Origin of the sequence: Eubacterium callanderi (assembly GCF_900142645.1) — a bacterium.
GTDB classification, from domain to species: Bacteria; Bacillota; Clostridia; order Eubacteriales; family Eubacteriaceae; genus Eubacterium; species Eubacterium callanderi.
On the sequence record NZ_FRBP01000003.1, the window covers coordinates 27,325 to 49,200 of the forward strand.

The following is a 21,876-nucleotide window of genomic DNA, read 5'->3' on the forward strand; positions in this document are numbered from 1 at the left end:
TCCCATCCCGTCCTCTGATACAGAGAAAATTGCACCGCAATTTTCAATGGCTGTCCCGCTGTCAAAAGCCATCGGAACAGCCGCAACCGACAAGTCGGTTGCAAAATGAGAACGCCCCAATACGGGAGAAAGGACACTATGGCGAGACACAGCTTTATTCAGATGTCAAAGCTGTCAAATGTCAAGGGAAGAATATCGTATATCACAAGCAAGGCAAGACAGGAAAACCTCTATGCCACCTACCGTACCGCAGACAATACCTTTTGGGGCAATCTCGCAAGGGAATGTCAGCAGGAATTTAAACGAAGCGGTACACCGGGAAGGTGCATTGAAGCAAGGGAGCTGATTATCGCCCTGCCCGAAGTTTACACCACCTATGAGCCGCAGCAGGTGCTTGAAGATTTCACAGAGGAATTTCACAGACGGTACGATGTGGAATGTGTATCGGCTCTCCATCATAACAAGAAAAAGACCAACTACCACATCCACCTTATCTTCAGTGAAAGGAAGCTGCTTCCCAAGCCCGATGTAAAGATTGCCACCAGAAGCGTATTTTATGACGAGACAGGGCAAAGGGTACGCACCAAGAAAGAGATTACCGGCGAGGACGGACAGATGCGAAAAGGCTGTACAGTCATCAAAAAGGGGGAAGTTTACGAAAGCCATTTATTCACAACCAAAGACGAGCGTTTCAAAAGCGAAGCCTTCATAGCAGAAGCAAAGGAAGTATACACGGCGCTTATCAATTTCCACATTTCAGATCCCGAGCAGCGACTGAAAGTGTTTGATAAGAACAGTGTGTATCTGCCTACCAAAAAAATCGGCAAGAATAATCCGAAAGAGGAAGAAATCAAAGCGGACAACGCCGCAAGGCAGGAGTGGAACCAAGCGGCGGATATGGCACTGATCACAGGCATTTCGGAAGAAACGATATTGGAGATTAAGCAGACGCAAATCCACGAAAAAGTCAGCCAGTCTATCCGTAACAGTGGTTGGCTTCCCAACCTGTTCCGCAGTATCGTGAGCAGGGCAAAGGATTTTCTGCAAAACCTTATCCGTGAACAGAGTATGCCGCCCAAGCCTACACTGGATATCGATATGGCAGAGTTCCGTCATATGCGTAACCTGATGATAAAATTGCAGGATAAGGCAAAAGAAATCAAGCACTTGCAGGATAAGGTTCTGCCGGAGCTTAAGCAGCAGCTTGCCGAAACAAAGGGCATCTTCAAGGGTAAGGAGCGTAAAGCGTTGGAAGCGCAGATACAGCAGACCGAAAGGGAAATCGCTGATAAACTGGACAAAATTCCCGACACACTGAAAGCAGACGGTTATCCCGATGTGCAAGTCTTTATGGCAACCTACCGCAAGGCAGAAGCCGTAGTGGAGCAGTACAACCGTGAGCTTGCCGAGTGGGAACGCAAGGTCAAGGAAAACAGCAAACCCGACGAAAAAGAACGATACGCACCACCTGAAAGAAAAAGCGTTCGTGACCAGCTCAGACGGTTGCAGGCAGAGAGCAGACAGATCAAACCCAAGCATCGAACCCACGACAGAGAACGATAGCTTTTCACACCGAAAACAATACCGCAGAGCAGTATCAAAGGCAAGACTCCATTACTCCAAATCAGGGGCAGCGGAGTCTTTCTCTTTGCACTTGTATTGACTGAAGGCAATTCTTTAGAGCAAAACAAAAGGGCACTCAGCTATGAACAACTAAATACCCCTTTTGCTTTATCTTCTTTGGTGTTAAATGTTGAGATTTCCTGCAATCGTTTTCACGACTTCATATTATCTTTGCATTTTTCATAGTCTTGGGAATAGATTACATCCAAACCAAGCTTAACGAATGCATCATACGCATCATCAAGCTTGGTTGGATTAACAACTAATGTACCGGCACCTTGGAAGCGAGGGGCTTTTGCGTTTCCCTTCATTTTACTGCCCTGTACCACTCATTTTAACGGTGTCGTCACCTTGGTTTCCAGCTCGCAATGTGTTACATCACTCCAATGACGGCGGATGGCAATATCAGCAGTAAGGTCAGTATTGTTATAGGAAATAGACCATTGTGTGTTACTTGTGATGTCATCGGGGTTGGGGTCTTGTGCCGCCGATTTCATTGCGTTCCACACGGTATCGTTGGTGTAATTGCCTTTTTCCGCCTCCAGCACCTCCATCACGGCGTCATAGCGTTCCTTGCCGTGACCGTAGATGCCGTTTTTCTGATTCGGAAGCACCTCATCCTTATAACGAATGAAGAAATTCGTAACCGCCTCTGATGGAGTATCGATCAGCTCTCTTGGTTCGCCGTCAATGTCATACTCGATTACTCTGCCGTCGCCGGATGCGTCGTTTATGTAGAAATGGTAATCTCTGCCGGATGATGCGAACATATCATAGCTGCGTAAAAGCTCCACTGCTTCCTCTGTGGTCGCCGCCCTGTCAAGAACAAGGCGTATTGCAAGAGTAGTTGCAATGACAGGTTTGCCTGTGTTTTGACGCACAGGCTCACTATCCAGTGTCAACACAGCGATAGACACGCCCTTCTCATTCATACCATCCAGACAGATAAACGGAGCGGTCAGACTCGCCAGCTCTTTTTTGATATTCTCATCAGGCACATTTGCTGAAACATTGTCAAGCGCGGCAAAGGCAATCGACTTATATCCGTCCTTTGGCGCACAGTAAACCAACATAGCAGATGTATCTTTGCTAAAATCGTAATTCCGTCCCATATGAACGTCGCCGTCCGTATCGGTCAGACTAAACACCGTACAGCCGAAATTGGGCGCTTTGATCGTCACAGGCAGCAGCGGAAGCGCCTCTTTCAGAATCGCATCGATCATCGTCTGATCGTCCTGAATGCCGTAATCGATAATATCGTCAAGATCGTAATCGTATTTGACATCCATGCGGTAGAGATTGTATCCATCCGCGTAATCCGTAAGCTGCTCAATGCTGCCGATGGTCTGGTTATTCATGTTTTTTCTCCTTTTCAGTTCGATATTATTCTGTAATAGAACCCGACCTTGCTTCCGGGTTGTATTTCGTAATAAAGAGTTCAAGGGTTTCTTTGAGCGTTTTTATTTGTGCTATCCTTTTATTCGTTAATCTATATGATATGCAATATTAATGGGTACTTCCTGTGTTGAATTTAAATACGAAACCTTAATTCCAATACGCTTTGATTTTCCCTCTAAATTATCGTGCCAACGCAAGATAAATTCTTCTTCTGTAAGATATGTGTAACTACCGGAAGTCGATGGATCCATAAAATAATAGATATATGTATCTTTTTTCGCATCCTTCTGATATCCGATTAACACAACATAATGACCATCGTCTTCTGTTTCAGTATTATAATCACCGTCATCTTTCCATGCTTGAATCGCACAAATAATAGGAGAACCATCATCAAGAGCTGCCCTGAATTGCAATAGCAAGCTATCTATAAGCTTCAAACCGTATTCATTTGAAGCATAATCTACACACACAACCTCTGTTGCAATCACTGGGGTATTCGGAAAACCTTCTGTACGAACGGATTCTAAATATTCTGCTATATTCATATAGTTAGTCCCATTTTCCGGAGTTGCTTCAAGCTCCCAAAGTAATCGATCTTCTCTGGTGTCAAAATCGTACCCCGCATAGCGTAAAACAGATGCAACGCAAGCCACTCCACAGGTAAAATTATGGCTTTGTCTAAATAACGGTAATTTTATAAGTTTACATTTTCCTTTTTCATCCGTTTCAGGCAACGACGTTGATGAAACATTATAATCATAAAATGTATTTCCTTCCGGTCCAGTATCGTTCAAGTAATATTCCTTCATCTGATTGGCAATACCTTCAGATTTCGGTTCTTTATTTGCTGTAATTATCATAAACAAAGATACAACAAATAAAAGAATTGAAAGCACAGGGATAAGCTTCTTGATTGTTTTCACTTTGAAATGCCTCCGATAAATTATTATCTCGTACCGTTATTTTACGGTAATTTTCTGTTGATGAGGTTGTTTCGTAGTATGTGTAGCATACTACTGAGGGGATATCCCCTTAAAAATTTTCGCTTTTTCTGTAACAACACCCGACCTTACTTTCGGGTTGTATTTCATAATAAAGAGTTCAAGGGTTTCTTTCAGCGCTTCTATCTGTGCTTTCAAATAGAACGCATCCTCGAATAGTGCGTAATGAACGCAGGCTCTGATTAGAATGAATATCAGCGGCGTCAGCTTTTCGTAGGGAATACCCAGCTTGCTCTCGAAGCTTTTTGCGTATTGCGTATATCGTTCATCTACGCCCGCAAAGAATTTCTGACCGTATTCTCTGTATTTCGGGTGAGTATAGACCTGATACATAAGTCTGTATTTCTTGCCGTGGTTTTTTGCCGTCCAATAGGGTATCTCGTCAATAAACCGCCATAAGTCCTCCACATCGGTGGGAGCTTTCGCCATAAACTCATCTTCCACCTTGCCCATACAGTATTCGGTGGACTTAACGATAAGGTCATCGAGATTATCAAAATACAGATACAGTGTCGCAACACTGCAATCGCAGGCTTTTGCGATAGCTTTTATTCCGACAGAGGAAAATCCGTTCTCCGCATAGCAGGCGAAGCTCCTTTCCATTATATCTGTTTTCTTCGCCTTGCGGGCTTCTTCATTATATGTACGCAATACCTTACCTCCTCCCCCGCAAAATGGTGAACGGTCGTTAAGATTATACTACTTTTGCTTTGATTTTTCAAGAGGCTAAAGCAAAAATCTGAATCATTCTGTGTGAAAACGGCAGGGATTTCTCCCTGCCGCCGAAGCCTATTTTAGTAACTTTATCATAACCTCATTTATCGCATCCGTATATCTGCCCTGTGCAATCAGTTTGTTACGTTAGGAAAGCAGAGCGTTGAAAATATATCGTCGTTCCTCTACTGTGAGGTAAAGGTAATATTTCTGCTTTCTCATACGAAGATTACCTCCGTATTTACCGTTTCCGTAACCGCTGACCGCAGAGCGTTCATTCTGCCGACCCATAACATTTGGTTCTCAGCTTTCAGCGTTTCGGTAATGCCCTCACGCTCTGCCCGTTGCTTCATCAGGCGGTCAAACAGTTCCTGTGCCTGTTCTTCAACATCAGCAAGGTAGGATTGCAGCTTGCCGCTTATCAGCAAATCGGTGTAAAATACCTTTTTATGCTCCCGAATATACCGCAAATGCCGATGTCCCCATATACCGATATGCCTTTCTTCTTTTTCGTCAGGTAATACCAGGCAGGGAATGTAATAATCGCCCTGCAATTCGTACCATAAGCCGTTGCTGTTGTCGTAAATGTACTTATCCATATTAAAATCCTCCAGTATCATATATTCGCACATATGTCACAGTTTCCCGATTACCACAACCTGTTATATCTTGTTATGAGATTTTCTTTCCCTCAATTTTTCCCTTATGAGATAGCGAGGGAAGAATAAATTGTTGTGAAATCGTATAAAGGAATAAGGTGAGCACACTGCGAAAAATCCTTTATTTTCTAGGCCTTTGGAGGATTTTATTGATAACCTGTAACCTCTGTTAAGAGGCCATAATTTGTAGAAATTCAAATTTCGATTTATCATACTTCCTATTATTGATTAGTATTTCACATATTCCTTTTAATAAGAACTTTGAAAGATTTACTCTTGTTCTCGCACATATTAAAACATCCACATAAAAGCCATCAATTGCATTTACCAAACGATCAAAGCTCAATCGTTATAGCTAATACGCGACCATTTTTTACTGGAATCTCATTTTTCACCAACCTTAATCTATTTTTCAAAAAATAAAAAAGCAACCGCCCTTCTGGGCGGCTTTGGTGTGTAACTTTTTGTTAGGTTTTAAGGATAAGTTACACGCATATTATAAAACTTTTACTCTATCTCGTCAATAAGTTAGGACAAAAATCCCTTACAAAAATAGTAATAAGTTTGGAGATGAATGATCGATGGGAAACATGCTTTTCTATCGATCTACCTATCTGGAATCCGCTGTCGTGCATGTTATTGCACTGCTCTTTTTTGTTTCAATATGTAAAACAGCGGGCATATAACAATCATACAAGCTGTACACTTTTTGCCCGAAGCTGTCGATCGCCTTGTTCCGTTTCATAAATAACTTTATCGCCATCTCTCAGTGATTCACAGTTCCCTCCAACAATCGAAGAAAAAAGCACAAAGATGTCTTCTCCATTTTCTCCTTCAATAAATCCAAAGCCTTTGTTACTGTTAAACCACTTTACTGTACCGTTACTCATTCTCTGGTACCTCCTAAAAATCAAGCTATACTTAGGATTGCAAATAAAAAAACACATATTTTTGTAAATCATCTCGAAAAGTAAAAACAAAATGACTTGCAAAAATATGTGAAATCTTTTGAAACTCTCTTAAATATATGTTTAGTATACACTAAAAAACAGAAAACGTCAACTTTCTTAAAAAACAACTCTTTTTTATCGTTTTACTTTTTACTTTCAATGCTGTAAAAGGGGCCCCAAACTTTTCTAGATTTTTCTCTTTTTCGTTCACGTTTTTCTTCAAATAACTGATATTCATACTCATCACAAAACGAAAAAGAACCACTTAAAATCAGTGGTTCTTAATATCGAAATATGTATACATGTATTTTGTTTCGAATCCCCCCTGAATTATTAAAAGAAATATTCAGGAGAGGATTCAGAAGACAAAGATTTATTAAAGCATTGAACCGGCATCTAAAGGTAATGTGGCTCCTGTGATAAGCCGTGCTTCATCTGATGTCGCAATCCAGTCTACCATTTTTGAAACGTCCTCTGGCGAGATAAAGGCTACTCCCATCGCACGTTTTTGGCTGAGTTCTTCATTAGCTTCTTCAAAACTTTCCCAGTTCTTTCCGTTCATATTATTAATATATTTGAGAAATTCTGGGCGTTCTGTCATTGGCGTTTTAACCATTGTAGGACAAAGCGCATTCACTGTGATACCATATTTAGCTACTTCTTTTGCAAGTGTTTTGGTTAACCCTAAAACACCAAATTTTGACATGGTATAATGACAAAGGTTAGGTGTGCCTTTGAGACCTGCGGTTGACGAAATATTAATGATACGTCCGCTATTTTGTTTCATCATATATTTTACCGCTTCCTTGTTAACCCGCCATGTTCCAAGTAAATTGATGTCAATTGTTTGAAGCACAACCTCATCTGTTAATTCCCAAGTCGCTCCAAAGGTCATAATTCCGGCATTACTGATGACAATATCAATTGAATGATACTTTTCATCAGCTTCTTTAAACATTTTTTCAACTTCATCTGTTTTGGTAACATCGCATTTTACTGCGAGAGCATCGCCACCCTCTTCTTTAATTTTAGCTACGGCTTCCTGCACAATATCCGAACAAGTATCAAGACGGTCACCAATAACGATATTAAATCCTTTTTTTGCAAATGTTAAAGCATGGCTCAATCCCTGCCCTTGAGCGCCTCCAGTAATTACTACAGTTTTTTTCATTTTAGTCCTCCTTTGATTGTTGATCGATTAAAACTCGGCTTTTTGCCAAATCATCAAATATCGGTGTTAGAGCATCATATGATTTCAAGAAGGTCTGATAAAGTTGATCATATACTTCCTTTGCACCTGGATTTGGCTCATTTACACTCTCAACCGTTACAAGATTTTGCGCTTCATCAAAATCTTTCCATAGGCCGACACAAATACCACCGCACATAGCAGCACCCCATGTATTAGCTTCCTGTTTCATGCTCGTGCAATAAACGGGCTTCTGTATAACATCTGAAATAATTTGACGCCAAATTTTACTCTTGGCACCACCGCCAATTAGTTTTATATCGGTAATTTTATCTGCGTTAATCCTGTCTAAAATTTCTAGCATTTCTCTTAAAATAAATGCAACACCTTCCATAATAGAACGACACATATCGCCATAATTATGGCTTATTTCTAAACCAATAAAGCTGCCTCTTGCATTAATATTTTGTGTTGGTGCTCCGCCTCCTCTTAGATAAGGAAGAAATACTAGACCATGTGCACCAATGCCAGATTCTTCTACAAGCCTTTCAATTTCATCATAACTTATTTTTTCTTCAAAGCAATCAAGACCGTTAATGATGTCCCGAATCCATAAGTGACTTAAGCCTCCGGAAAATCCGACAAGATGTGGTACGTATGAATCCCCTGGAAGACTGCAAAGACATGCAATTTTATTTTGATAATCAAGTAATGGTTCTTTTGAAGAAACACCTACCCAAGAACCTGATCCAATATACAAGTATGCAGATCCCGGAGCTCCAATCCCAGCACCGGCGGCGGCTATACTTACATCACCTCCACCGACACAAACAGGCGTACCTTCTTTTAGCCCCGAGGCAGCAGCAGCTTCCTGGGTAACATGTCCAAGAAGATCTGTAGCTTTTTTTATTTCTGGAAGAACCTCTTTTGTAATGCCAATATGTTCTAACATTTTTTCTGACCATGTTCTATTTTCAATATCCATCATTGCTGTCTCAGAAGCATCCGAGAAGTCCGTTGCAATGTTACCTGTTAATTTAAATCCAATAAATTCTTTAGGCTGTAAATACATCGATGTCTGACAAAACTCATCCGGCATATTTTCTTTATACCAAGCTATCTTATAGCCAGTAAAAGTCTCTTCGGTTAATCCAATACCCGTAAGATTATAGACCTTGTCTTGTCCCCCCATTTCATCCGCAATACGCTTAACCTGTTCAGTTGTTCGCATATCTGCCCAAATAAGACATGGATCCATTAACAATTTTCCAGACGCGTCTATTGGAATTAATGCAGACATTTGGCCACTCGGGGCAACGCAAGCAATTTCTTCAGGCGCAATGTGAGCAGTTTCAAGCAATTCCTTTGATGCCGTACAAAAATATTCCCACCATTCAGAAGGGCTCTGGAGGGTCATATTTAGCCCAGGATACCAAGTATTGTATTCTTTATAGCAGGAACCCAAAATATTTGATTGATCATCAAATATCGTCACTTTGATTCCACTTGACCCTAAATCCAATGCCATGATTTTGTTCTTCATTGTTCTCTCCTCTTATCCTTCTCTGCAACATTATATTTGCAGAATACATAAAAAACGAAAAAGCATAGTTCTAATAGTGAATTTCAACGCGAAGGGTGATCATAATTCATTTTATGATATTTATGAAATTATGTTCAATTGAAATATTATCATATTATTTTTGAAAAATCAAGCAAGAAAACGTTAAATACTTTTTTTGATAAAATATATTGCATTTATTTGACAATGGTGTTATGATTTATTTGAACATATGATTTAAATATATTATATTGATCATATGTTCATCGCGAAGGGTTATATTGTTTTGAGGAGGTATAAATATGGAACAAAGCAAAAATTTTCGTGGTGTTGTGACAGAATTAATTACACCTTTTAAAAAAGATGGTTCTGTTGATTATGAGCTTTTAAAAGGTGAAGTGGAATATCAAATTAAAAATGATATTGTCGCTCTCTTTACCAATGGCCTTGCAAGCGAGGCTTTGTCACTTACAACCGATGAACTGATCAAGACAACAGAAGTTGTTGTAAATACAGCTAATGGCAGAGCATTGACCATGGGAAATATCGCATGTCAGACTTTACAGGAAGCAATGAAAGTTTTAAAGGGTTATGAAGCTGCAGGTGTTGATGCTATCTGTATTGAACAACCATGTGTATATGCTTTTCCACAAAGCGCTCTGATTGACTATTTTTGTGAGCTCGCAAACGCAACAAAACTGCCCGTTGGTGTTTACAATGCGCCACAAACAAGCAACACACTAACGCCGGATTCAGTCGCTCAAATTTTTAACAATTCGCCAAACGTGAAGTATTACAAAGAAAGTACCATTGATTTTGTTCATATCCAAAACACTATGCGATTAGTCGAAAAAGACCGAATGGAATTTACAAACGGTAGTGATGCTACAACTTTTTCAGTCATGCAATTAGGTGGTATTGGCGTTGTATCCCTCATATCAGCTGTTTTCCCAAAAGAAGTCAAGCAGTTAACAGACGCTATGGAAGATGGTGATTTTGAAAAAGCCCGTAAGGCTCAAGATAGAATCCTTATGATTCGCGAAGCATTGAAAACAGGTCCTTTTGTAGCCGGATACAAGTACGCTTCCGAATTAATCAATGTACCCTTAGGATATATGCGCAAACCTTTAGCAGAATTAAATGAACAAGAAAAAGAAAAAATAAAAACAAACTTAAAAAATTTAAATCTAATTTAGGAGGATAAATAAAGATGAATAAAACACAGTTAGCAGGAATGATGGACCACACTTTATTAAAAGCCGTTGCAACTCCCGATCAAATTGAGGGCATCTGTAAAGAAGCAATCGAAATTGGCGCGGCATCTGTTTGTGTAAATCCCTGTAATGTAAGACAAGCAGCTGAATACTTAAAAAATAGTAATGTAAAAGTTTGTACGGTTATTGGTTTTCCTCTTGGCGCTAACACCTCTGTTGTAAAAGCTTTTGAAACAGAAAACGCCATCAAAAATGGAGCACAAGAAGTTGATATGGTTATCAATATCGGGGCGTTAAAAGCTGGTAATAATGAAGAAGTTTATAAGGATATTAGAGCTGTTGTCGAAGCGGCTTGCGGTGTATTGGTGAAGGTTATTATTGAGACCTGCTATTTAACAGATGACGAAAAAGTCACAGCCTGTAAAATGGCCGCAAAGGCTGGTGCAGATTTTGTTAAAACGTCCACAGGATTTGGAACAGGCGGAGCAAATCCACATGATGTTGCTCTGATGAAAAAAAGCATTCCGGCTAGCATGTCTGTGAAGGCATCCGGTGGAATGCATTCATGGGATGATGCAAAAGCAAATATTGAAGCCGGGGCTGATAGACTCGGTGTTTCTGCAAGCTTAGCAATTCTTGATAGTTATAACGAATAATTCTTATATGTTAATACTACAGAAAACCGCAGAAGTTCACAGTATAATTACAAATTTTCTTAGAAAATAAAAGTTTTAAACATAATGAATTTCTTTATTAGCGCTTTTGGAATATTTCTAAAGCGCTAATTTTTTATCCCTAAAACTCTATAAAAATCAATAATAAAAAAACCCCAAGAAATCTATTTAAAACTAAATTTATATTCTATTATTTAGAAAACTTAACACTGTTCCACTTCAAATTTTATTGCACTCGATACATGTAAAGTGTATACTAAGTTTTGCAAAGTATTGTATAAACATTACAAAGAACGAGGTTAATCATGGATCAAAAAGCACATTTTAAACAAACCGTCCATAATCTTTATCAATTACTTCAACGAAAGCAAAAAATCAGCTTTTTCTTCATTCTTTTAATCATGATAATTTCTGCTATTCTTAGTCAGATGACACCGCTGGCGATCGGCTATTTAACAGATGATGTTTTGAATACTGCAAACATCCACTTTATATCGACCCTACCCATACTCATTTTCATTTTAGCCGTTACCATTTTTAATGAAGCTATTAAGGTGATTCGCCGCTTAATCGTTGAAGATACCAGTACCAGTGTGGAAAAAATGGCGCGGGTTAAAGCTATCCGCTCTTTACTCATGGCACCATTATCGTACTTTCGTCTCAATATGCGCGGTAATATACACGGCCGTCTGAACCGCAGCCTTGAAGGAACCACCAATATGTTAAAATTAATATTTATGGATTTTGCACCTTCTATCTTTACCAGTATTGCTGCCATTACTGTAATCTTTATAAAGCTTCCCTTTCTTTTAGCTTTGATCATGATGCTTGTCATCCCGATTGGTATTGGCATTGTCTTAAGACAAATATCGACACAACGGGGAATACGGGTCGATCTTTTAGAGACAAAGTCTGCAATGGACGGAACGATGGTTGAACTAACTGGCGGTGTTGATGTCATCCGTATTTCAGACAGTGTTGATTTTGAATGTGGACGCTTTGAGGATAAATCCGAGTACTTAAGAAAAAAAGAGATGAAACATCATAAAGCGATGGCAAAATACGATTGTTTTAAGTTTATTAACGAAGCACTCTTTTCTGTGATTATTATCGGGGCATCTGTTTTCATGGCCTCTAAAGGAATCATCAGTATCGGAACGGTATTAACCGCTTATTTATGTTTTACGCAACTTTTAGGACCACTTCAAGAATTGCATCGGATTCTGGATGAACTCTCTGAGTCGACTGTCTTGGCCGAAGAATACTTTAAAATCATTTCGATGCCAAAAGATTTTTCTTACGCGCTTCCATCTAACGTTTCTGATGAATTGGATCATTCAAATTGTATCATCAACATAAATGACCTGCATTTTCACTATGAAGAAACGCCCAATGAACCGATTATTGACGGGCTGAATCTTACCATTGAAAACGGTGAATTTTTAGGGATTGCTGGACCGAGCGGCTGCGGCAAATCTTCGTTTATTAAAATCATTTCAAAATTAGAAGCAGCTGAGGGATGTGTTTTCTTAAATGGAAAAAATCTCCTTATGTATAACCGTAAGGAATTAAGCAAAATTATTGCTCTGGTTCCTCAAAATCCCTTTTTGGTAGCAGGAACAATTTATGATAATATCGTCTACGGCCTGGATGACAAACCGGATTTGGCACTTGTTAAAGAGGCTGCCCGCAAAGCATACATAAACAACGTGATCGAAAAGCTTCCAGGTGGATATGATTTTTGGGTTTCCGAATCCGGAAACAATTTGTCTGGCGGGCAGCGTCAACGCATTGCCTTAGCCCGCATTTTCCTGAGAAAACCACAGCTTTTAATCTTAGATGAAGCCACTTCTGCTCTCGATAACACTTCAGAAAAACATATACAAACGGAAATTGAAAAGTTGAAAGCAGAAACTGGTACTACCATTATTTCCATTGCGCATCGATTATCGACGCTTAAAAACTGTGACCGCATTATCGTCTTTGATAAAGGGCAGATTGTTCAGGAAGGGGATTATGATACGTTGACTTCCCGGGATGGCATTTTCAGCGATATGTATCTTGGTATTCTAAAATAAATCTGTCTCCGAAATCATTTACCAACAGAAAAACCAGTGGTATGGACCGGTTCTGAAAGGGCGTTATGCGGTGATGCCCTTTCGGGCTGTGAAGATTTGTCAGACATAACCCTTTTACAGGCAGCGCCCTTAAAGGGGCTTTTTTCTTTTTCTCTATTTCACCATTTTAACTGTGAACGGGTCAATATATTCTTTCATACTTATTTGATCACTCAACTTATCTTCTGATAATTGTTTATTGTATATACTCTTCAATTCTTTTTTCGTTTTTTCCAGCCCTATCAAAACAATATCTTCTCGCCTCAAATTGGCAGTTTCCGTATTCGTATTTCAAATGCGCGTGTCGACAAAAATCATTAAGAAAGTCGATATTCTGTGTTCCAGTGGAATCTCCATCAACATACGACTATGGTCCGAACAGGCTTTTGCTTTGATGATTTCGACCCCTGGCTTTCTTTCGACCAATGTTCTCAATATTTGTCCAATAGCCTTTCTTAACTTGTTGTAGGTCACCATTCGCCTATATTTCGAAATCATATGTGATATTTGCATTGGATATACTGTATGTGATAAACTTTTTTCTTTCATATTGACAGGAGACTTTTTAAACCTACGCTTTAGCTTTTTCTTACCACTTGCAAAACGAGTAGTTTTCTTTATAAAAAAGATCGCTATTTCCCTAAAGATAATAGCGATCAATCATTTATCCACTGGTCCTTAAATCCCCTGCGTCTTACTGACTAAACTTTTTATATGTGATTTTATTCCCTTTCATTTCCAAGAATTGCTCTAATCTTTCTTTCTAAATACATGCTTACAGATAGTTAAAACGGTAAAGGACATCATTCCTAACAGTCCTATCCCAGCTAGAAGTTTTCTTTGTGCGTTTTCTGAAGCCCATTTATTTTGTTCCTCACCGTTGTCTTTTTTTTCATAGGGAACCCGTTCTCCACGCACCAATAATCGGTGAGTATTTACCGCATAAGGTGTACAAGTCAATAGTGTCACGCGATCCTTATTTTCCTCTGGGCTCAAAAATGCTAGCTTTTCAGGCAAGACGATTTCGATCTGGTCTACTTCATAGGCCAAAGTCTTGTCCAGCACATGAATATAAAATTGATCACCTTTCTCCACTTCATCCAATCGGGTAAACAGCTCAGCCCCCGGCAGTCCCCGATGGGCGCTGATGACGGAATGGCGATTTTTTCCTCCAATGGGAAGCGCCGTCATCTCTAAATGACCTGCTCCTTTTTCAAGCACGGTTTCATCTGTTCCATGGTAAATGGGAAGATAAACCGAAATCTTTGGTATCTCCACATAACCCATGACACCATCTCCATTGGGATTCAGTACATTTCCATAATTATCTGGCAGCACGTAGCCACTTCCTGCAATAAACGGGTCACTTACCGGATCTCCTGTTAAATTTTCATTATAAACTTCTGCTTCCTCCCAAGCTTGCACTATGGCCGCTTTACCCTGGTTCTCCACGGTTGCCCGGTAAGTCCGGATAACCTCTTTTTGTTTTTGCTTTTCCAGATACTGACTGATCACAGGATAAAGGAATATTCCAACCCCTATTACAAAAATAATCATCGCTGTCAAAAACAGCCAAGAGCTTGTCTTGTTCCGTTTCATTCAAGCAGTACCCACTTATCTCCATCGCTTAGTGACTGCACTTTTTCCTTTTAATAAACAATACCATCATTAACACAGCACAGCCCATCAGGAAAATGCCTGTAATGGCAAAAAACATTGTTCCTGTACCACCAGTGGCAGGAAGTGTAAAGCCAGCGTCCTCGGCACGGGTATTTTCCACCTGGAATGAAATAATGTTTCCTTCAATAGAAAACGCTTTGTCTTTTATTGGCTTTAACTTGATGGTACCTTCTGCTTGAATTTGGGAAGCATCATCAATCGTACCATCCGCCTTGTCTTTTGGAACATTTTTATCCTCAATGGTGATCGTAAGTTTACCTTCGGGCAGGACATATCCATCAGGAGCCCTTGTTTCTTTTAGGATATAAGTCCCTGCATCCACCCCTTTGAGAAATAAGCTACCATCATTACTAGCGGTTAATGTTGTCGATCCATTTTCCGGATTATAAACATACGTTCCATCCGAACCTGAAAAGTTTAGTGGTGTCTCATCTTCTCCTTCCTCCGCCAGTGTGAATATCGCCCCGCTTAAAGGATTTCCTTCCGCATCAACTTTTTTAAGCCAAATCCCATAGGTATAAACATTTTTCATGTCTGTTAGCTCTTTTAAGCTTTCCTCAGTATAGGGATCATTATTATAAACGATATAGGCTGTATTCTCCAGCGTATTCTTTTCAAAGGCATTTGATGTTACGGTCGCCCGATAAGTGATCTTAATGTTCTGACCACCATATTTTTTAACAAAGTTTTCCGTAAACAAAATGCGGAAGGTTTTTGTGTCCTCTCCAACGGTTAAACCCGCCTCTGTTTTTATCTCAAAATTTTCCGCTGCTTCTATTTTTTGGTCATTTCGATCCCACACAGTAATCGAGTCTTCCTGAAGCGCTAATCCGGTCATCATTTTATCCCCAACTTCAAAATGAAGCGCTGTAGCCTCTGCCGGGTAAGATGGCGTAAGAACATTCAGTTTATAATCAACCGTATCCCCAATTCCTACGCTCAGATCATCCGCTTTACCCATTACATCTTTAGTAATAGATGGCTCTGCTGATTTCATCGAACCTTCTACTCCAACCTGCGTGTTCAGCACCCAACTTCCATCTTCATATTTGGGTACAAGCAACGCAGTTGTCGGTTGATAAACCTTCACGCTGTCTGTCCCCTGGGCGGTCAGGAGATATTCTCCCATTGCCATCTTTGTAAACTCAGCCTTCCCATTTATAGAATTCTGCTTTTTTGGCGTTAATTCAACACCACCCGCATTGCTTCCTTTTTTGATCGCTGCGGCTAAACACTCTAAAAATTCTTTGTATTTAGTGGATTGGCCCTGATCATCCCGAAACGCCTCGGTTACAGAATCATCGCCTGCTTTTCCTACATAAGCTTTAAAATTTTCCTGTGCCCTCAGCCAATCTGCCACAGAAGCATCCCATTCATACATGGGATTCATGGGCTGATCGGATACTGGATCGATGTTGACGGTAATAATCTGATAAGCAGACACTTCCACATTGTCTTCCAGTCCACTGACGGTGAACGCTCCGGTCGTATCATGCCTAACTTCTTCCGCAAATACTGGCAGTTGAATGGCCATTGCCAACACAAGCGCCAGTGCCCACATCCGCACTTTTCGACTTTTTCTCATTTAACTTTTCCTCCTATTTTTAAATAAAAGTATTCCTGTCATTCCAGCCAGCATCAACACTGCACCCACGGAAAGAAACATGGTCGTCCCTTGGCTTCCGGAAAGTGGAAGCTCAACTGGCGGTTCATTCAGAATCTTGTATATTCCATTCTTTTCATACACTGCCGGTGGATTTCCCACAGCACTGCCTTCAGGAATTGTAAATCCTGTCTGCTCATAAACCACTTTCCACTGTCCATTCGGTAAGCCGTAGCCATCTGGTGCTTTCAACTCCACAAGTCGATAGGTTCCGTCAACTGGTAATTTGCTAAACGAAACGACGCCCGATACCTCGGAAGACACTTTGTCTACCTGCTTCCAGCATTCTGCCGAGCTTCCTATTGGTTCTCCATCTGCATTGACTTCGATCTTCCCCTGGTCATGGTTGTGTTCTGCATTCTGACACTCTAATTGATACAAACCAAAAGTTGCGCCGGAAAGCGGCATTCCTTCCCGATTGATTTTAGTAAACTGAAAATCTGCCATTATAGTGTTGGTAAAAGCGGCTTTGCTGCTCTCCCTGTCATCTTCAGTCAATGCCGCCGTGTTATCGTAAATCAGCGTGGCCTGAAGTTTTTGCGTTTTTGGATTTCTTTTAACATCTACCTGAACCACTGCTATATGTGAGTCATAAACATACTGTTCATCTCGGCTTCCGGTCAGGTTGTCCGGAAGTTCTTCTTTCACGCTAAATGTGTAGTGTCCCTCTGTTTTAAAAGTAATTGGGCTGAACTCGAATGATTGCGTGGAATGATTGCCCGCTCCTTTTACTTCCTTGCGGGTATCTTCCAATAGGACTTTGCTATGCTCAATCGCTTGGGTTGTCTCTTTATCTCCTGGCTCCAGAACAAAGGTGAACACGTCACGCTCTTCCAGGTTTCTCCCCAACAGGGTTTTCTGCCCTTGAATAGCCGTTTGAACGTCTCCGTTATAAGCATTGGTAAAGGTAACCGTGGTCTCCGGTTTTGGCTCTGTGCTCTGCTCAATTGTCCCGGTCACGCCATTCTCTTGAACATCAGCTGATTGTCCATCCATTGTTATGGATGGGGTATAGGCTGCCGGAACTTCCACTTCTTTCACTGTAAATTTTGCGTCTGCTGGAAGCTCTGTGAAGGATACCCATTCTCCTGCTTTTAAAGTAAATGTTCCGCTGCCCTTTTCTATTTGAACTTTTTCTGTCTCTCCACCTCCACAGTGCTTTTCGCCTTCAACGTCTAACAGATTACCCGCTTTATCCTTCAAGGTCAGGTTAAATGTAAAGGCACTGTCCGTTGGCAGAAAATCTCCGGTTACTTTTTTCTCAATTTTAAGGGATCCCACCCGCTGGTTGGTTACCTGAACAATGGCGGTTCGGGAAAAAAGATTGGTCAAATCCGTCTCTCCCAAATCCTGCTTATATTTTTCATTTGAATGTTCCAGGCATTGCTGAATCTTTAACTTTGACCATCCTTGATCTACCACCAGCCGATCCGAAGTCTTTGTTCCATCCGAAAATTCCGTCGGCTTATATTCCAAAGCGGCCCCTTCCGCATCATACTGAAGGTGTAGTTCCGGCCCACTCTGAAGATTCCAGTCGTTTTCCCCCACCGGGTACGTATCACTGGTCTGTTGTTTAACTTTGATATCATGGAGTGTCGTATCAATTTCATCCTCTGCAACAAACTGAATCATGCTCTTAACAACTGAGCCTACCCCGCGTGCTACAGAGATTCCATCCATTATGTCACCCGCGTCTGCGTAAATTCCACTATTATCTACCGTCACCTGAACGGCTTTGGGATTTACTTTATAGCCCATAGGCGCATTTGTCTCGACCAGATAATACGTTTTTCCTGTTATAAGACCTCTTTTACCCTGTTCGACCTGTGCTTTTGTCGGAAGTACCCCGCCGCCATCCAAGTTGATACCATCGCCGTTCTCCTTACTTAAGTCAGCGGTCGTCACTTCGCAGTAAGGCGTGCTTCCTTCATTAATCGTATAACTCCCATCGGAATCAACCTTGATATTCTCTTCCTCATAAAGCGCAAAGGTGGCTCCTGTAACAGGCGTTACGCCATCATCTGCAAATTTTTGCACCAACAACCGGTTTTGGACATTGGGTACATAAAGCCTTGCGGAAAACTCCCTTGTATAATCCCCCTCATCATTTTTTAATCGAACCGTGTTCTGGTCATTCGCGCTCTCCAAGCTATCTGCCGTAGTATAATAATAATTCACCACATATTTTACTTTCTCATTTCTTTCATTTTCTGGAAGCATAAAATAATAGGTCATGATATCGCCTGGCATGTTTTCCAGTTCGGCTTTATAGCTGCCGCTGCTATCGAGTTCAAAAACATAGGGGTTTTCTCTGGCTGCTGTTAACACGTTCGCCATATCAGCGGGGGCTGTCTTCCATCCCGTCATGGGATCCCCAGATACCACTTGCCAGTTTTTAGAATCTGATATGCCTTCATTTCCGTCGCCTTTATACTTCAGCACCACGGCAAACATGGTTCCACCTTTTAAATCATACAGGTTTCCATTTGTATCTGTCACCGCCGAATCCGTTGAAACAGTCAGCTTCGGACTGGCATAGCTGCCAGATTCCCAAGGATTGGCACAGAGCAACAGGGTATCCTCATTTCCACCTGTCTCCAGATATAATTTTACATCGCCCGCAAAACGGTAGCCCTCCGGTACTTTGGTTTCACGAAGGATAAAATGGTCGATGTCTCGATCTTTTAAATCCTTTAAGCTAATAATGAACCCTTCTTCATCAACCAGTACAAAAGTCCCATCTTCATCTGTGGTACCCGTTGCGATCACCTGGTCATCACCTTCTTGTTGAATTTCATAATTTTCATCAGCCGCATATAAGGTAAACGCTGCGCCAGCTACAGGGTCACCTAATTGATCCACCTTGATGATGTCGCTTTCAGGAACAGTAACCAGATTATATTTTAAAGACATGTTGGATTCACTGTTGCCTCTTTCCAGATAGAAGAATTTCAGTGTGTGATAGCTACCATCTGCAAAAGTATTCCCTGACCATTTCACACGCTTATCGCGCCCGGCGTCCTCGAATTGTTCTTTTAAAGTACTTCTCTGCTCAATACTATTTCCTTCATGATTTTTCCCCTCATTAATCACAACCTCCCCTGTTGAGAAGTCAATCTCTACAGCAGCAGCATCATGAATGCCTCCGAGGTCTGCCACCAGCACATCATCAATAAAAATCCACACATCGTCATCACCGCTAAATTCATAGGTAACTGGTTTTTTACTACCATTTTGGTTTATTTCTCCTCCGTCCTGCTGAACAAAACGGGTAGTCATGGAGAGGCCAAAGTAATGGTTTAATTGAGCATCTCTTGGGCCAATCTCTTTTGGTACAAGCTTGTTGTCATTGTCTCGATTAAAAACCACTCCAGGCTTGGTAAATGGAAAGAACTGTCCATATGTGTTCTGATTCCCTTCGGAAGTCATTTTTATGCCTGGTGTATTATAAAGCTGGAACCTCTCTGTCTCTTCATTGAAATAAGCATAATTTTTTTGACAATCATAATAATAATAGCCTTCATTATCTACTTGGAGCAGACCACCAACATTCATGAAGGCTTTCTTTCCACCTTGACCTTCGTTTTTTGTGTTTCCAATATCCTCATTACGATCAAAAAGATACGCCAGGGATTCCTCATTTTGGGTTGTTTCAGGAAAACCATTTTCCAATACCGATTTAACTATTCCTTGTCTTGGTTTGGCGCTTTTAGTCCATTGATTTACGGGATTATAGGTGTTTTTATTTGCCTGCCTAAACAGCAATAAATGGTCTTCATTTCCCGATCTTCTGCTGCCGTTAATGCCAACCCTGATCGGATTATGATCCTTATTATCCGAATCATCTCTTCCCCATTGCCAGTAATCAAATACGTTGATTGTCGTGCCTTTTGGGCTGACTCCTTCAAAGGAAAGATCATCATAAATCGCTTGGCTATCTTTTGTCACGGCGCCACCAAGACGCACGGTTACTTCCAAAACTCCAGCCTCTTCCCTCATAACATATCCTTCCGGCAGAGAAGCTTTTAACGAATATTCTCCCTCATAAGCATTTTCTGGCCAGTCATCCAGCTCCCAGTTGAGCGCAATTTCCTGTTCCCCGGCATTCATTTCAGCCCTAATTGTTCCCGGCAGATATGTTTTAAGCAGATCCCTACTGACTACCTGCTCTTTACTGGCTCCGGGAAGGATCATTTCCCATCGTTTATTTTCCTCAGACCATTCCAGCGCATCCCCTCTCCATGTCCATGATAAAACCTCCAAAGGGACCTGCTCTTCCGTAACCTCTGTCTTTTCATTGGCTTTCTCTTGGCCCCCTTCTGGCGGATGCGCATTTTCTCCTTCCTCAGCGGACGTCCCTTGTTCCTTTTCTTCGACTGTGTTCTCTTGTTGATTCTCTACAGTCTGACCGCCAGGATACGAAAAAATGGCTTCCCTTGCAAAAACCATCCTCCCTGTTAAAAATATCAGCACCACACCTACTAATAAAAAAGCAAAGCACCATTTTTGGGTTTTCATTGTCAACGATTCTCCTTTCTTATTTGCGATTTTTCTGCGCATCGGGCCGATGATTAAATCACTGCATTTTTTAAGTTATCGTTTTTTTCTGTGCAATAAAAACAAATCGGTAAAACATGTATCTTTTCTACCTTTATTCTTTTAATCCAAGTGATTTAAAATTAAAAAAATAAGCCATCAGATCCTCATCTAATGGCTAAATACTCGCAGACTATTAAAAGTCTACGAATCTTTTCACCTTTTTCTGTTTTTATTTCACAACAAATATACTAACTCCTGACAACCTACAGTGTTCAAGCTTTTATTACTATTGATATTTTTTCACTTTTCGTAATGAATCTACAGAAACTTGTTCAGTCCTACTATTTTTGCTTGTCTCTTGGTTTTCCCTTCAGTTTCTTGAAATAAATTATTACACTTCATCATCCGCTTCCTTATGGGTTTTCAACACACATTACTTCATATCCGATTTTTTAAGAGTTTTGGATTCTCCTTTGCTTTTATTTATGTTCTGGCCATATTTCCTTATATAATGTATCTAGATTTTCAAGGAATACCTATAGACATAAAAGTATATTTCAAGGTCAAATCAATTAATTAGCTAAAAAGGGCATTATTTCACAAAAAAAGAAAACTCACTTGGCTTTCTTTTCCGTTTATTCTAAAATTTCAATTCAGTAAAAACAATATCTATCACATTTTCAAGAATATCACCTGGTACCATTTCTACAAAACGATAATCACAAACCTCAACATCCAATGCTTTTGACTGTTTAAATAAAGCTACTCCAAACGTTTTTGTACGACCGTCAAGCAGAACATGAAGATGAAACTTGTTATTAGTGTTTGTAATTGGGCAAATAATCGTCATACTTGTTTCCTTGTTGAAAACTACATATACGCATAAAATTT

15 protein-coding genes and 1 pseudogene are annotated in these 21,876 nt (G+C 40.5%); 4 read left to right on the forward strand and 12 right to left on the reverse strand.

Annotation, left to right across the window (positions count from 1 at the left end; genetic code table 11):
• The first annotated feature begins 138 nt into the window (after window positions 1–138).
• On the forward strand, window positions 139–1,563 hold the full coding sequence (locus tag BUC22_RS04030; protein WP_013378850.1) for a MobA/MobL family protein: 1,425 nt from the start codon (window positions 139–141) through the stop codon (window positions 1,561–1,563).
• A gap of 389 nt (window positions 1,564–1,952) precedes the next feature.
• Here BUC22_RS04030 and BUC22_RS04035 read toward each other — a convergent pair whose 3' ends face one another.
• The 7 genes from BUC22_RS04035 to BUC22_RS04065 form a co-directional block, all read right to left on the reverse strand.
• Window positions 1,953–2,981, reverse strand: a complete 1,029-nt coding sequence (locus BUC22_RS04035; protein WP_073382396.1) for a linear amide C-N hydrolase — start codon at window positions 2,979–2,981, stop codon at window positions 1,953–1,955.
• A 126-nt stretch (window positions 2,982–3,107) separates the two neighbouring features.
• The gene (locus BUC22_RS04040; RefSeq protein ID WP_073382398.1) at window positions 3,108–3,947 is read right to left on the reverse strand and encodes a C39 family peptidase; all 840 of its coding nucleotides are present in this window, start codon (window positions 3,945–3,947) and stop codon (window positions 3,108–3,110) included.
• Window positions 3,948–4,037: 90 nt separating this feature from the next.
• Entirely contained in the window at window positions 4,038–4,676 is a 639-nt protein-coding gene (locus tag BUC22_RS04045) for a TetR/AcrR family transcriptional regulator (RefSeq protein ID WP_013378846.1), read from the reverse strand.
• 281 nt (window positions 4,677–4,957) lie between these two features.
• Window positions 4,958–5,338 carry a TnpV protein gene (locus BUC22_RS04050; protein WP_041690011.1) on the reverse strand — a complete coding sequence of 127 codons (381 nt, stop codon included), beginning with the start codon at window positions 5,336–5,338 and terminating at the stop codon, window positions 4,958–4,960.
• Window positions 5,339–6,087: 749 nt separating this feature from the next.
• Window positions 6,088–6,288, reverse strand: a complete 201-nt coding sequence (locus BUC22_RS04055; RefSeq protein ID WP_013380140.1) for a cold-shock protein — start codon at window positions 6,286–6,288, stop codon at window positions 6,088–6,090.
• A 436-nt stretch (window positions 6,289–6,724) separates the two neighbouring features.
• A complete protein-coding gene (locus BUC22_RS04060) occupies window positions 6,725–7,519 on the reverse strand; it encodes an SDR family NAD(P)-dependent oxidoreductase (protein ID WP_013380138.1) in 795 nt (264 codons plus the stop codon).
• A gap of 1 nt (window position 7,520) precedes the next feature.
• Window positions 7,521–9,080 carry a xylulokinase gene (locus BUC22_RS04065; RefSeq protein ID WP_013380137.1) on the reverse strand — a complete coding sequence of 520 codons (1,560 nt, stop codon included), beginning with the start codon at window positions 9,078–9,080 and terminating at the stop codon, window positions 7,521–7,523.
• 320 nt (window positions 9,081–9,400) lie between these two features.
• Here BUC22_RS04065 and BUC22_RS04070 point away from each other — a divergent pair, with 320 nt between their 5' ends.
• The 3 genes from BUC22_RS04070 to BUC22_RS04080 all read left to right on the forward strand — a co-directional run bounded on the left by BUC22_RS04070 (window position 9,401) and on the right by BUC22_RS04080 (window position 13,064).
• On the forward strand, window positions 9,401–10,294 hold the full coding sequence (locus tag BUC22_RS04070; RefSeq protein ID WP_013380136.1) for a dihydrodipicolinate synthase family protein: 894 nt from the start codon (window positions 9,401–9,403) through the stop codon (window positions 10,292–10,294).
• A gap of 14 nt (window positions 10,295–10,308) precedes the next feature.
• A complete protein-coding gene (gene deoC / locus BUC22_RS04075; protein WP_013380135.1) occupies window positions 10,309–10,968 on the forward strand; it encodes a deoxyribose-phosphate aldolase in 660 nt (219 codons plus the stop codon).
• Between the two features lie 323 nt (window positions 10,969–11,291).
• A complete protein-coding gene (locus BUC22_RS04080) occupies window positions 11,292–13,064 on the forward strand; it encodes an ABC transporter ATP-binding protein (protein WP_013380134.1) in 1,773 nt (590 codons plus the stop codon).
• A gap of 153 nt (window positions 13,065–13,217) precedes the next feature.
• Here the strand turns inward: BUC22_RS04080 and BUC22_RS21235 are convergent.
• From BUC22_RS21235 to BUC22_RS04105, 5 genes and pseudogenes are all read right to left on the reverse strand, one after another.
• Window positions 13,218–13,652 (reverse strand): annotated as a pseudogene (locus BUC22_RS21235) (transposase).
• Between the two features lie 201 nt (window positions 13,653–13,853).
• Window positions 13,854–14,702 (reverse strand): class C sortase, encoded by an 849-nt coding sequence (locus BUC22_RS04090; protein ID WP_013380131.1) that lies wholly within the window; start codon window positions 14,700–14,702, stop codon window positions 13,854–13,856.
• A 28-nt stretch (window positions 14,703–14,730) separates the two neighbouring features.
• Window positions 14,731–16,368: an isopeptide-forming domain-containing fimbrial protein gene (locus BUC22_RS04095; protein WP_013380130.1), complete on the reverse strand. Its 1,638-nt coding sequence runs from the start codon at window positions 16,366–16,368 to the stop codon at window positions 14,731–14,733.
• Window positions 16,369–20,964 (reverse strand): SpaA isopeptide-forming pilin-related protein, encoded by a 4,596-nt coding sequence (locus tag BUC22_RS04100; protein WP_013380129.1) that lies wholly within the window; start codon window positions 20,962–20,964, stop codon window positions 16,369–16,371.
• A gap of 661 nt (window positions 20,965–21,625) precedes the next feature.
• Complete coding sequence (locus BUC22_RS04105) at window positions 21,626–21,874, reverse strand: type II toxin-antitoxin system PemK/MazF family toxin (RefSeq protein WP_227162787.1); 249 nt, start codon at window positions 21,872–21,874, stop codon at window positions 21,626–21,628.
• Between the last annotated feature and the right edge of the window lie 2 nt (window positions 21,875–21,876).